We start from the raw sequence: 12,577 nt of genomic DNA on the forward strand, positions 1-12,577 counted from the left end.
GCAACGTTATCAGAAATCGGCATAAAGATTAAAGAGCGGGAGAAAAAAATGAAGTTAATTAAGGTAACCTTTTCAATTTCTATTTTATTTAATATTATTTTGTTTTCATTACTGATTTTGAAGAACAATCAAATTGACGATTCAATTTCAAGACAAACGTACAAAATCCAAGGTGATTTAGTTGAACTTGAAAGTTCAATTTCTTTTCAATCACAAAACAATTGGAATAATGGAAACTTTGTTTTAGAAAAAATTGAAGATGTACAACAAGAAATATCATCAATAATAAAATTTGGAAAAGAAATTGGGAGATTAACTAATGATCAAGAAGAAGACTTATATTTGCTATTAAATTATTTTTCAAAGTACCCTGAATATTCGGGTTACCCTAATAAAATTCTGAGTGCCGATGAAATAAAAGTACTTGAAGAATTACAAAAGGATTTAAGAGAAGTAGGCTGGGGAATGAATATTGGTTATTCAGGAAGTTGGGAAGATTTTTCTGAAAAATTGAATGAATTGATTAGTAAAGGCTAAAGAGGGTATTTCAAGGAAGATGCCGACATCTGATAACAACATGTTCACGCATTGGGGCATTCGGCCTTCGGTCCGGCAGGAGTTAGATGAGGTTTCGGAGAAGTAATTGGCAGTAGCAGGGAAGCGGAATCAGCCGGTCACATCCAATTCCCTAACCGCATCGCGGCCGCCCTCCGGACTTAAGGGAGTAGGACGTCGTGAACACATGAACATTATAAGAAATCGGGGGAAAGCATGCAAGTGCATGATAAAATAGAAGTAAACTCACAGAGGAAAAGGTGACAAGATATTAAACTACTCTTTATTTGTAGCCGTAATAAATGGCGTAGCTTAACAGCAGAGAAGATTTTTGATGGATTTTACGGATATGAAGTTAGATCTGCGGGGACAGAAGAAAGTGCAAGAATTAAGGTTACTGAAGGACATATTGGATGGTCAGATATAATTTTTGTGATGGAAAAGAAGCATAAGAAAAGGGTTCAAGAGAAGTTTTCAAACAAAATAAAGAATAAACGATTAATCTGTCTAGATATACAAGATGATTATCGATTTATGGATGATGAATTAATAGAGATATTGAAATCAAGAGTATCTGAATATATAAAAGCACCTGAATGGAATGATGAAATAAAATTAAAATAAGAGAATCGGAATAGAATTTTGTAAGTGAATTCGGGAAGCCCCCGACATCTTATAACAATGCATTTCTGTTTCGTCGCTGACGCTTCTCAGTCGCCAAGGGGGATTACAAGGGGTAGATTCAGGCGACACATGCAACCGGCTAAGTCTGACGACCCGTTCCCTGCGGTCACTTAAGCCGCTTGAACGTCAGAAATGCGGGTACGTTATATGCAATTGGGGTAAAGTGCTATTAAATAATAAGAAATGAAATAAGACAAACAGATATAAAGGGAGATGATTATTATGAGTCGAAGAGCAACAGGAACAATATTACTTATGATATCTGCGATTTTGTATGGAGTTAGATATCTGAGTGCTGCTATTTTTGGATCTGGCGTTTCTTCATGGGATCAGGGATTATTTAATGCAATGTTGGAGTACGTTGGAGATGGCCCTAAGAATTTAAGTATTCTTGCATTGATAGCTGGTGTAATTTATTTGATTTGGGCTGAGATTGAAGGAACTAATAAGAAAACGATTAAAGATATTAATAACTATTCAAAAAATGAATATACAAATGAAAGAAATGAAAGTTGATTAACCAAAATAAGGTATTACTAAATCGAAAAAAAGATCGCCCTTTCTGTAAAATCGTATGCACCATACACCACGATTTGAAAGAGGCGACCTCATGAAAAAGTCTACCACGTTTACAAACCTAGTTCAAACTCTTCTTAATGAAGAAGATGTGAAGCGAATCCTAGAGGATTTAGATTATAAAGATACTGCGACAAAATTTACAGCTCATCAGTTGTTGTTATTTTTCACTCATTCTGCTCTTGGTGAATGGGAAGGCTATCGCTCAGCTGTTGGAAAGGCCATTATTTGTAGTCTTCGTAATATTGAATATTCAACCTTTTCCACGAAAGCTAGTGATGTGCCTTATGAGTTGTTCAAGCAACTGTTTCATTTACTTCTGTCCAGATGTAATCGAGCTATAAGACGCCATCTTCGTATCCCAAAAGATCTATTGTTAGTAGATTCGACAACGATTACGGTAGGGAAAAGACGTCTTCCTTGAGCCCTTTTTCACGATCAACGGGCGGGTATTAAACTGCATGTTGCATTTAGCGCTGCCACGGAACAACCTGCTCAAGCCATTGAAACGATCGGTAAAGTCCATGATGTCCCCATTGGCGAACAGCTTGCAGATAAGAATTACATCCTTGTTCAAGACCGTGCTTACGGAAAAATCAAACGATTTGATCAATATGCTAGAGAACAACAGTATTTTGTTACTCGTATCAAAGAAATTGTCATGCTTGTGAAGCCACATTCGTTAAAACGCCAATCCGTTGAAGACTCAAATGTAACGAAAGATATCACTTGCTACCTAGGAACACCGCAGTGTCAGTCAGAACTTCGTCACCGTATGGTGATGTTCAAGGACAACAATCAAAATGACATTCGTGTTGTCACCAATCTCATGCATGTATCGGCCGAACAAATCGCTGACATGTACAAGGCACGTTGGGGGATCGAAGTGTTCTTTAGATGGATTAAGCAAAATTTAAATGTCCCTGTTCTTTTTGGTACGACAAAGAATGCCGTATTTAATCAATTGTTCGCAGCACTCATGACATACGTGCTTTTAAAGTGGTTATATGATCATTCAAAACCATACCTAATCGCTTGTAAATCAATACCTCTTATTCGATTTAAGGAACAAATCGAAGACGATCACTTACAAGTTGAATGGATGTTAGCTATTGCTAGGGTACTCAAAAAATATGTCTATTTGTCGAACCTTCTAAATCCAGTATCTGGTTAATCAACAGGCGTGCAATAACATGTTTAGAAATCCGTGATAGTTGCGGATTTTTTTAAATGAAAATTAATAAAAGGCAGCAGTTCATGAGAATTGAACTGCTGCCTTTTATTAATTGCGCAGTCAAAATAATCTATCTTAGGAGAACAATATGTCCTAAAATAGATTTAACTCAATTAATAATGTAAACTATACCCAACTATAGAGCAAGCATACCTTAGAGAATAAAAGATTACAATTTGAGAGGAGTTGATGACGAATGAAGAAATGGTTTGGTGGTTTGTTAGCAGTTGTATTAACGTTCACTCTTAGTCTAGGACAGTCTATACCAACAGGAGCAGCAGCAGTAAAGCAAAATCTAGCTTTAGGCAAAAGCTATACGCTGGTTACCCCTTATCTGGTTGACACGCTCTTTGGCAACACTGAGAATGCTCATCCTGATGATACCGGTATGCAATTAACCGATGGTGTATTCGGAGGCAGCACCTTTTCAAACCCTGCTTTCATTGGTCGTAGCTGGCAAGGAAGTCGTATAGTAACGATTGATCTAGAATCGCCCTCGACCATTCAAGACATTTCGGTTAATTTGCTCCAGGATAATGCGAACGGTATTTTCTTCCCTAGGGAAATAAGCTTCTCCCTCTCTTTAGATGGATCAAAATGGGAAAAACAAAAGGATGGCTTGAGTACGATTGCGAGTACAGAGAAAGGGCCTATAACGCAAAAAATTGGGATCACAGATGCAAATAAAGTTGCCCGTTATGTCAAAGTTGAAATCCCTTTTGCAACTTGGCTGTTCATGGATGAAATAGAAGTACTAGGAACACCGGATAAATCTGGCCGCAAACTGAAGCCGTCATCCAAAGGTCCAAAAACCGATGTCGGATACCCGATTGCAGGTTCAAAACAGGCTGGCGGCGTTAAAAATGAAGTGCTGCTATATACAGGAGAGTGGCAGTACCAGCCATCCGACTGGATTTCATACACCAAGGAAGATTTGAAACCTTATGTTTCCTATGTAAATAAGAATGGTGTAGCGCAGGATTATATGTTTGACAGCTTCTTGTTCCTGCCTTACGCTCCCACTTTAGATGGAGCTAACTACGGATCAAGTTCGACGAATCCGACGAACAAGGTACATTGGGAAAGCCTGCTGGATCGGCTGTTCCGAGATAATTATGAGCTTGGCGCATTAAATGCTGCAGTGACAGAGGCCAAAGCGGCATTACCGAACAAGAAATATGAAGCAAAAGTCGTTATTGCAATCCCCTACCCACGCACTGATCAGAATGACTTTGGTGATGTGGATGGAGATGGTATTAGCGAGAATATGAATCCTAATGAAGTAGGGGAGCAGCAGGCACTGCTGAACCGTGAGAAAGTTGTGAAATGGTATATCGATGAGGTCAACCTTAGATGGAAGGAAGCCGGATATACCAACCTAAAGCTTTCCTCCTTCTATTGGTTTAATGAATTCGTGTCGCGTCAAACGTCAACAAAGGAAGACGAGCTTATCCGCTCGACATCCTCATATGTGCATAAGAGTGGGATGAAATTCCAGTGGATTCCTTATTATTTTAGTCGCGGGTGGAGTGATTGGAAAGAGCTTGGCTTCGATACCGCCATCATGCAGCCGAACTATCTGTTCCATAATACGACGGCTGACCGTGTGGACACGATCACTAAGGCAGCTTATGACCATGGTATGGGCATTGAGTTCGAGATGAGCGATGCCGTTCTGACCGACCCTATAATACGCGCGAAATATTACACCTATTTGAACACTAGCGTGGATAATGGAATCATGAAGAAAGCGATGAAGGGCTTCTATCAGCAGGTGAAGACAATCCTGAAATCATCAGCCGCCACCGACCCTGACGCTCGCGCTGTGTACGATGATACGTATCAATTTTTAAAGGGGACTTACCAGCCCTAGAATAATGTATATAAATTTAGTGGAGAGAGGTTAACTAGTTATCTGGTTAACCTCTTTTCTTATGAATAACGTCACTAATAATCCAAATACTTGTTGTAAGCGGCAGGTCTCCATGAAGGACTGATCATTTTTGGCAGAATGATATTCGCTGTTTTCCTTTAAATCCCCGCAGCTAATCGTTAATTTAATCGCTACGGGTTTAGTTCCCCACAGCAAAGCAATTTCCCAGTGTTGCGCATCTATGCTCATGGGCTAGACTAGTACCTCGACATGCAAGCTGAATGTTTTCTCTAGATGTAATTAGAATGAAAAGGTGTGAAAAAGATTCGCGTTTGCAGGCTCTCTCTCTTCAGGTGACACATCCAACCGGCTAAGTGGCAGAGCCACCCGGACGTCGGTAATGCGCAAACGTTAGGTGAAATATTCGAAGTGCGCTGAAAAGCATTTATAACCGTACTAACCATAACCTAAAGGGAGATAGAAATGGAGAATTGCGAATACTGCAATATTATCTTAGAACACCAAAAAGTTTTAATAGAGAATGATCACTGCAAATACTTACAACTATTAAAACCTGAAATAGAAGGATCAGGAATAATAATACCTAAAGAACATCGAGAAACCATATTTGATTTGAGTGAGGAAGAGTGGAAATCTACACTCTCATTATTAAAAGAAATAAAAGGAATTCTTGATAGAGAAATAAAGCCTGATAATTATAACGTGGGTTGGAACTGTGGGTCAGTTGGAGGACAACATGTATTTCATGCTCATATGCATGTCATACCTAGATTTTCAGATGAACCCTTTGCAGGAAAGGGAATTAGAAACTGGTTTAAGAGCCCAGAAAATAAACGAATAAGTGACAAATAAACTGTTTGATATTACAGGAAGACGAATACATCACCTAACATCGCATTCCTACTGCGGGCATACGCCCTTGATCGCTAAGAAGGATATCAGAGAAGTTAGTTTAGGCGATACATTCAACCAGCTAAGTCCGACGACCCGTTCCCTTTGGTCACTTAAGCTGCTTGAACGTCAGGAATGTCAAACGTTATACGCAAGTTCGTTAGATACTAAGAAATAATAAAATTCTCAAAATCAATCTTTAAACCGAAAGATGAAAGAATATCAACACCTAGGATCGCATCAAATCCGTAAGGTTCTTTAGTCAAACCTAATTGAATGGTGAATGATTCAAGAAGAATGTGATTAATATTTAGATCTTGAACATTCTGTTGGTAGCATAATTCGCTTTGACCACCGACACCATACATTCTTACTGATTTTCCATTGATAAAGTCTGGATCTAATCCAATTGGTTCCACGGAATCTGTGTCAAATATAGTAGTGGCACAACCTGTATCAAGAAGGACGTTATCTAGGATAAATAGATTTATTATTGTATGTGAGAGATAGAGCAACAATAGGGAGGCCATTAATTATTTCGATTTTCATTGAAGACCTCGGATCCCTGTGAAGGGTTGTTCATTAACTTCAATGTGTTCATTGCCGGTATAGAAGACGTACAGTTCACGTGATGGATCTGAGAAGTGCAGATTTTTATAAGTAGCCCAAGCTTCTTTAGGATTTATATAACTAGATATTACAGACATTTCATCTATTGTTCTTTTATAATTAATGGAATGAGCAGACAACGCTTCAACGAGTACCCAACAATCAGGAAATTGATCATGGATATTAACCCACTTCATGATTACACACCCCCGATATGAACTTATAAAATAATTGTACAATCCAATGGAAGAACAAGCAATGTTAGGGTGTATCGAAGAAGAATGAACCAGCGTTCAACACTATATTCGCGCTACGGTCCAGTCGTCCCTTGATCTGCCAGTAGTATTTTCGAAGATGAAGATTCAGGAAGATACATCCATTCCCCTAAGATAAGAGCTATCTAAGAGGAATGGACGTCGCGAATACACAACGTTATATGCAATTGGGGCAAAATCTAATTAATCCAAAAAATCTGCTAGCAGATTTAATGAGAGGGAGAAGAAAATGAAAATAAGTGGGAAGTAGAATATAAAGGACACAAAATAAAGGTGGAGAATTCATGGTTTTCTGGGGAAAGACTCTATGTTGATGAAGAACTACAAGATCAACAGGTTGGTTTAGGTATTAGGTCTAGATTGTTTGGAAGAATTAAGTATGGTGAATGTCAAGATGAAATAATAAAGGTATCATTAGGGGGCTGGTTTACTGTCAACTGTAGAATATTTATCGACGATAATTTAGTTCAGTCGAATATCAGCTAAGGCAAAATAATATAAAAAAATCACAAGGGTTAGGGTGATTAATCTTTATTGTTTTATGTGTTCGCCTGCTACTTTTATAATGCTATATAAAACCTGACGGAGCGACTTTATCCTAATGAGTAAGCAGAGGATCGCGCGGAACTTTAACAACATATGAATAAAGATATATAAAGGGATGGGTTGAAGAATCTCAAAGAAGGCCCCAACAGCATATAACATTTCATTACCACAGCAGTCGCTACACTCCAATTCAGGTGACACATCCAACCAGCTAAGTGGCAGAGCCACGCAGACCTACGGCCCTAAAGCCGTTTGGACGTCGGTAATGCGCGTACGTTATCAGAAACTAGTGAGAAAGGGAATAAACCAGAACATGAATATGAAATATGAAATCAAAATACCTAAATCAGGGTATATCCAAGTGATCAGTTCTATATTAACTACTTACTTACTATTATTAGTACTTCGAAAAGATGATTTTTTATCTGTTTTTTTTGTCATTATCTTATTTTTAGGTAGCGTAATACAAGTAGTAATGCTATTGAAGAGGATCTTAAGAAAAAATAGTGAGCTAGAAATCACAGAAAATGCAGTTAAGATAAATCATATTGAAGTACCAATACAGAAAATCGAGAAGATTATAATACAAGGCTATTTTGTACAGAGTATCGGTATCAAGCTATATGGAAGAAAATTAGTTTCAATGGATTTACATTTTAGATTCAAGAATAATGAAGAGATTAACATAGAAGAATTAAAACAGTGGGCAAGTATGAACAGGATAAAAGTAACTAGTGGGAAAATATATAGATGGATATAGATATCATGAAAGTAACTCAGGGTGTCACTGGAATCAGATAAACAGAGTATTCACGCAGCGGATACGCCTTGGTCACTTGATGCTTTGGACAGAGTAGTAGATTCATGTGACAACTTCCTGCGGAAGTTCATGAATACCTGAACGTAATCGAAAATCAACGGATGTAATATGCAAGCCAAGGAGGTAAGAAAATATGAGAAGCTATTTTGTTAAGTTAGCTAATGTATTGATGTTATTTGTTCTTCTTATAGGATGTTCAAATAACTTGAATACGATGGTAAATGAACAAGACAATGAAGAACAGCAAATTCAAAAGGTGTTGAAAGGAATATATTCGTATGAATATAACTCAATTGAACCAGAGCATCAAGAAATAATAAATAAATGGTTAATTGAAGCAAAAACTAATACTGATCAAACAAAAATGTATTTTTATTCAATAGCTAATGAAAATGATAAAAAAAATAATGAAAAATATGGATACATATATGCAAAAGGTTATAAAGATTTTGAGGTAACATTTGTATACTCAGTAGATGATCCTAAAGAAAAAGGTCAACTACATATAGTTGGAAATAAAGGGAGTAATGATGATGAAGTGTTTATTAAAGTAAAGTATGATACTAGATTTATTCTTGGAGTAATTAATTCAGACCAAAGCATATTTAATCTTAGAAAGTGAGTTCTAGAAGTCGCTGACATTCGATAAACATTACATTCCTACATCGTCGCTGGTGCTCCTAGATCGCCTAGAGGAATTCTCTGAGAAGTGAATCTGGCGACACATCCAACCGGCTAAGTGGCAAAGCCACCTGGACCTACGTTCCTTAAGCCGTTTGGACGTCAGAAATGCGTAATGTTATATAACATACTTGCTTAGATAAAATTTATTATTATGATACAAATGGTATACCCATAATTTTAGGCTAAAATAATTAACTATCTAGGTACACGGAGGGGAAATATGCTATACGGACAACGAGTAACATTAAGGCCTGTTGTTGAAGAAGATTGGGAACTACGATATGAATGGCTGTCCGATCCTGTAGTTAACCGAACGTTACCATCAGGAAGTGGTATGCCACTAACACCGGAAGTGGTCAGAGAACGTACACGGAGGTACGCGCAAACAGATCCATCAGCTGTCTATTTTACCATAATCAAAGAAGACGGCATCCCGATGGGCAGTACCCAATTGTTTAAGATCCATCCTTGGTCTAAGCATGCTGAATTTGGTATTTGGATTGGGAACAAAATGGTATGGGGGCAAGGTTATGCAACAGAAGTGACAAGTGTTGTCCTGGATTTTGCGTTCGAGCGTTTAAACCTTCATAAAGTGTATTTGACGGTAGATGCTGATAATCCTGGTGCTATTCGGAGTTATGAAAAGGCTGGTTTCAAAAAGGATGGCATACTAAGAGACGACGTCTATAAAAATGGTCAATATGTCGATCGTATCATGATGAGTATTTTGAAACATGAATATTTAAAGAAATCTAATTAGAAAAAGGATATATAGGACATGAATTATAATGAGTCTATTATATTAAATTTGTAAGATATTATTTAGTTGAAGAATCCAGAAGCCAATCTTGTAAGTGAGATCAATGATGTCAGATATTTTAGTGGTGGTACAGGAAGGCAAGTACGTCATATAAACATTATATTCACGCAGCGGGCTTACGCCCCTTGATCGTCCGATGTATAATCATGGGAGATAATTCAGACAACGCACAAGCCGACCTAAGATAGGAGCTACCTAAGGTCGGCTCGCGTCGTTAATATGGGAACGTTATATGAAATCCTGGGAATATAATTAAAAACATAGAAAGGCAGGAGAAATAATTGAAAAACCATATTGAAGATCGTTTAGAAAACCTAGGAATTACTTTACCTAATGCTAGTAATCCAGCAGCTAGTTATACGAATTTTGTTATCGTAAACGGACTTATGTTTGTATCTGGTAAAGGTCCTACTGGAAACCCTAAAGGAAAACTTGGAAGTGATTTTAATACAGATGATGGATATGAATTTGCAAGGCAAGCAGGAATTGAGGTTCTTGCTGTAGTGAAGGATGCTTTAGGATCATTAGATAAAGTAAAAAGAGTTGTTAAGATTCAAGGATTTGTAAATGCAGAATCATATTTTGAAGAGCATCATAAAGTTCTGAATGGATTTTCTGAATTGATGTATGAGGTGTTTGGGGATAAAGGTGTTCACGCAAGATCTGTTTTTGGAGCAGTATCAGTAAGAGATAATCTTCCGATAATTGTTGATTCCATATTTGAAGTAGAAGAATAATGAAGAAAAATACAGGGATATTCGGAGATGCCTAGGACATCACATAACAATGCATTTTTGCTTAGTCGCTGACACTCCTTGGTCGCCAAGAGGTATTTCGAAGAAGTGGAATCAGGTGACACATCCAACCGGCTAAGTGGCAGAGCCCACCCGGATCTACGGTCCTTAAGCCGTTTGGACGTCAGAAATACGCAACGTTAGCTGAAACCGGTGAAGTGCATAACAACAATACTGTAAAGGACAACATATTATGAAAATCATACACGATCTAAATGAACTCAAAGGAACTTGTTATATAGAAGTACTACCAGGAAGATATAAGAGCAAATCTTGGAATGAAGAGTCTATTTTTTTCACGGAAGAAGACTTTATTTATTTCGAACCGATAATTGCAAATGTCTTCATTAACTACGACCATTACGCTTTCCAAGAGATTGGTAAAGATAATTGGTCAGAAATAATTGAGTCTCTCAAAGAACTACAAAGAACTCTCTTGGATAATAGCAATGAAATGATAGTAAATCTGGATGAGTTGATAAGATCATACTTTAAGGGTTCAACTATAATATATAGGAAGGAATATATTGAGAATTCCAATAAAATAAATGAATTAATCAACGAATTTAATGACTGGATAAGAAGAACACTTGAAAACTATGATGAGATATCAATATTAGGAATTTAAACATATTTGATTTGAATCGAAGAAACACCGGCATCTGATAACAATGCTTTCCTACATCGCCCCTATCGCTTCTTGGTTACCAAGGGGATTATCAGAGAAGTGGAATCAGGCGACACATCCAACCTGCTAAGTGGCAGAGCTACCCGGACCTATGGTCCTTAAGCTGATTGGACGTCAGGAATGCGCAACGTTATCGGAAATTGCTGTAGATAAATTAAAGATGTCATGGGAGGATAGTATGACGAAGAGAATTTCTGTATCAACGGGTTCTCCTTGGGAACCCGTCGTAGGATATTGTAGAGCTATACGAGTAGGAAATACTGTTGAAGTGGCTGGAACAACCTCAATGAAGGATGGAGAAATCATCGGGAAGGGCAGTGCATATTTACAAACAAAACAGATTTTTAAGACTATAGAAGAAGCTTTATTGAAAGTAGGAGCAAGGATGGAAGATGTAATAAGAACTAGAATGTTTGTAACTGACATCTCCCAGTGGGAGGAGATAGGAAGAGCACATGGTGAATACTTCAAAGATATCCGGCCTGTAGCTACAATGGTTGAAGTAAAAGCACTAATAGATCCTGAATTACTTGTTGAAATCGAAGTACAAGCAATAATTACATAAGGGCTTTTTTAACTCACTCAGGGAGACAGCAACATATATGTTCATGCATCGGCGGACAATCCGTCTCGGTCCCGGGAGATAAGTCGGGAAGTAGTTGCCGGGACACATCCGCACCACCTAACCGCATCGCGGCCGGTCACTACGTGACCTTAAGGTGGTGGGGACGTCGTGAACACGGAACCGTTAGGCGAAACCTGTACAAGATATATTTAATCATAAAATAATAAAAGATAATTTAAAAAGAAAAGTACAATTCACATTCATGGAGGTAGATATATTTATGTTGATATTAGAGAAGGCAATAAAGAATGATGCAAAAAAGCTTACCGAGATACAAAAGGCCAGCTTTGATCAAGAATCTAAACAATTCAATAATAACGAAATCGGAGGACCTCCTGGCTATGACTCCACAAGTTGGCAAGAAGAAATGATGCAATATTGTGAATATTTCAAGGTGCTCTATAACGGAGGAATAATAGGGGGGACTTTGATATTAATAGAAAGCAATCAAGTACATAACTTAGGAAGAATTTTTATTGATCCGAACTTTCAGAATCAAGGAATCGGTATGAAAGTAATGAAAGAAGTTGAACGAATTTTTCCAGATAGCAATAAATGGTGGCTTGATACTCCTAGCTGGAGTGTCAAGAATCATCACTTCTATTCAAAGTGCGGATTCACCAAAGTTAGAGAAGAAGATGACCTATACATTTTTGAGAAGACTTTATAGAGTTATAATTTGATTGCGCTTTCAAGGATGGCACAGTCATCGTCTAACATTGCATTACCACAGCGGTCGCTACGCCCCTTGGTCACCAGGAAGAAGTTTCAGAGAAGTTGATTCAGGTGACACATCCACTCGGACCTACGGTCTTTAAGCCGATTGGACGTCGGTAACGTCCAAACGTTAGACGAAACACCTGATAGAGATAGAAAATATAT

16 protein-coding genes and 1 pseudogene are annotated in these 12,577 nt (G+C 37.9%); 14 read left to right on the top strand and 3 right to left on the bottom strand.

All coding sequences use genetic code 11. The features are described 5' to 3' along the window. Positions 1–48: 48 nt before the first annotated feature. The 6 genes from AC1D7X_RS20870 (at position 49) to AC1D7X_RS20895 (ending at position 4,922) form a co-directional block, all read left to right on the top strand. Positions 49–537: a hypothetical protein gene (locus AC1D7X_RS20870; RefSeq protein ID WP_495458167.1), complete on the top strand. Its 489-nt coding sequence runs from the start codon at positions 49–51 to the stop codon at positions 535–537. Positions 538–825: 288 nt separating this feature from the next. Continuing rightward, positions 826–1,179, top strand: a complete 354-nt coding sequence (locus AC1D7X_RS20875) for a low molecular weight protein tyrosine phosphatase family protein (RefSeq protein ID WP_495476089.1) — start codon at positions 826–828, stop codon at positions 1,177–1,179. A gap of 282 nt (positions 1,180–1,461) precedes the next feature. Further along, entirely contained in the window at positions 1,462–1,755 is a 294-nt protein-coding gene (locus AC1D7X_RS20880; protein WP_495458170.1) for a hypothetical protein, read from the top strand. Between the two features lie 94 nt (positions 1,756–1,849). Next, positions 1,850–2,239 (top strand): hypothetical protein, encoded by a 390-nt coding sequence (locus AC1D7X_RS20885; protein ID WP_495476038.1) that lies wholly within the window; start codon positions 1,850–1,852, stop codon positions 2,237–2,239. A gap of 27 nt (positions 2,240–2,266) precedes the next feature. After that, positions 2,267–2,989: an IS4 family transposase gene (locus AC1D7X_RS20890; protein ID WP_495476090.1), complete on the top strand. Its 723-nt coding sequence runs from the start codon at positions 2,267–2,269 to the stop codon at positions 2,987–2,989. A gap of 256 nt (positions 2,990–3,245) precedes the next feature. Then, positions 3,246–4,922: a DUF4855 domain-containing protein gene (locus AC1D7X_RS20895; protein ID WP_495476039.1), complete on the top strand. Its 1,677-nt coding sequence runs from the start codon at positions 3,246–3,248 to the stop codon at positions 4,920–4,922. 105 nt (positions 4,923–5,027) lie between these two features. On the opposite strand, the pseudogene AC1D7X_RS20900 reads toward AC1D7X_RS20895, so the two are convergent. Continuing rightward, a pseudogene (locus AC1D7X_RS20900) lies at positions 5,028–5,111 on the bottom strand (transcription elongation factor GreA); the annotation flags it as partial. A 294-nt stretch (positions 5,112–5,405) separates the two neighbouring features. Between AC1D7X_RS20900 and AC1D7X_RS20905 the strand changes: the two are divergent. Continuing rightward, positions 5,406–5,795: an HIT family protein gene (locus tag AC1D7X_RS20905; protein WP_495476040.1), complete on the top strand. Its 390-nt coding sequence runs from the start codon at positions 5,406–5,408 to the stop codon at positions 5,793–5,795. Between the two features lie 206 nt (positions 5,796–6,001). Here the strand turns inward: AC1D7X_RS20905 and AC1D7X_RS20910 are convergent, their stop codons facing one another. Together AC1D7X_RS20910 and AC1D7X_RS20915 are read right to left on the bottom strand one after the other, a co-directional pair. Then, positions 6,002–6,253 (bottom strand): hypothetical protein, encoded by a 252-nt coding sequence (locus AC1D7X_RS20910; RefSeq protein WP_495458174.1) that lies wholly within the window; start codon positions 6,251–6,253, stop codon positions 6,002–6,004. 126 nt (positions 6,254–6,379) lie between these two features. After that, complete coding sequence (locus AC1D7X_RS20915; RefSeq protein ID WP_495458175.1) at positions 6,380–6,640, bottom strand: hypothetical protein; 261 nt, start codon at positions 6,638–6,640, stop codon at positions 6,380–6,382. A gap of 937 nt (positions 6,641–7,577) precedes the next feature. On the opposite strand from AC1D7X_RS20915, the gene AC1D7X_RS20920 reads away from it, so the two are divergent. The 7 genes from AC1D7X_RS20920 to AC1D7X_RS20950 all read left to right on the top strand — a co-directional run bounded on the left by AC1D7X_RS20920 (position 7,578) and on the right by AC1D7X_RS20950 (position 12,365). Continuing rightward, the gene (locus AC1D7X_RS20920) at positions 7,578–8,024 is read left to right on the top strand and encodes a hypothetical protein (RefSeq protein WP_495476041.1); all 447 of its coding nucleotides are present in this window, start codon (positions 7,578–7,580) and stop codon (positions 8,022–8,024) included. Between the two features lie 193 nt (positions 8,025–8,217). Next, positions 8,218–8,706 (top strand): hypothetical protein, encoded by a 489-nt coding sequence (locus AC1D7X_RS20925; protein WP_495458177.1) that lies wholly within the window; start codon positions 8,218–8,220, stop codon positions 8,704–8,706. A 282-nt stretch (positions 8,707–8,988) separates the two neighbouring features. Next, positions 8,989–9,528, top strand: a complete 540-nt coding sequence (locus tag AC1D7X_RS20930) for a GNAT family N-acetyltransferase (protein WP_495458178.1) — start codon at positions 8,989–8,991, stop codon at positions 9,526–9,528. A 341-nt stretch (positions 9,529–9,869) separates the two neighbouring features. Continuing rightward, positions 9,870–10,325 (top strand): RidA family protein, encoded by a 456-nt coding sequence (locus tag AC1D7X_RS20935; protein ID WP_495458179.1) that lies wholly within the window; start codon positions 9,870–9,872, stop codon positions 10,323–10,325. Between the two features lie 250 nt (positions 10,326–10,575). After that, positions 10,576–11,010 carry a hypothetical protein gene (locus tag AC1D7X_RS20940; RefSeq protein ID WP_495476042.1) on the top strand — a complete coding sequence of 145 codons (435 nt, stop codon included), beginning with the start codon at positions 10,576–10,578 and terminating at the stop codon, positions 11,008–11,010. Positions 11,011–11,248: 238 nt separating this feature from the next. Further along, complete coding sequence (locus tag AC1D7X_RS20945; RefSeq protein WP_495458181.1) at positions 11,249–11,635, top strand: RidA family protein; 387 nt, start codon at positions 11,249–11,251, stop codon at positions 11,633–11,635. Between the two features lie 280 nt (positions 11,636–11,915). Further along, entirely contained in the window at positions 11,916–12,365 is a 450-nt protein-coding gene (locus AC1D7X_RS20950; RefSeq protein WP_495476043.1) for a GNAT family N-acetyltransferase, read from the top strand. The last annotated feature ends 212 nt before the right edge of the window (positions 12,366–12,577 follow it).

Source organism: Paenibacillus sp. Y568, assembly GCF_059445545.1.

Coding starts and splice junctions, on each gene's coding strand:
- AC1D7X_RS20870 (WP_495458167.1), top strand. CDS start 49: ATGAAGTTAATTAAGGTAACCTTTTCAATTTCTATTTTATTTAATATT.
- AC1D7X_RS20880 (WP_495458170.1), top strand. CDS start 1,462: ATGAGTCGAAGAGCAACAGGAACAATATTACTTATGATATCTGCGATT.
- AC1D7X_RS20885 (WP_495476038.1), top strand. CDS start 1,850: ATGAAAAAGTCTACCACGTTTACAAACCTAGTTCAAACTCTTCTTAAT.
- AC1D7X_RS20895 (WP_495476039.1), top strand. CDS start 3,246: ATGAAGAAATGGTTTGGTGGTTTGTTAGCAGTTGTATTAACGTTCACT.
- AC1D7X_RS20905 (WP_495476040.1), top strand. CDS start 5,406: ATGGAGAATTGCGAATACTGCAATATTATCTTAGAACACCAAAAAGTT.
- AC1D7X_RS20915 (WP_495458175.1), bottom strand. CDS start 6,640: ATGAAGTGGGTTAATATCCATGATCAATTTCCTGATTGTTGGGTACTC.
- AC1D7X_RS20920 (WP_495476041.1), top strand. CDS start 7,578: ATGAATATGAAATATGAAATCAAAATACCTAAATCAGGGTATATCCAA.
- AC1D7X_RS20925 (WP_495458177.1), top strand. CDS start 8,218: ATGAGAAGCTATTTTGTTAAGTTAGCTAATGTATTGATGTTATTTGTT.
- AC1D7X_RS20930 (WP_495458178.1), top strand. CDS start 8,989: ATGCTATACGGACAACGAGTAACATTAAGGCCTGTTGTTGAAGAAGAT.
- AC1D7X_RS20940 (WP_495476042.1), top strand. CDS start 10,576: ATGAAAATCATACACGATCTAAATGAACTCAAAGGAACTTGTTATATA.
- AC1D7X_RS20945 (WP_495458181.1), top strand. CDS start 11,249: ATGACGAAGAGAATTTCTGTATCAACGGGTTCTCCTTGGGAACCCGTC.
- AC1D7X_RS20950 (WP_495476043.1), top strand. CDS start 11,916: ATGTTGATATTAGAGAAGGCAATAAAGAATGATGCAAAAAAGCTTACC.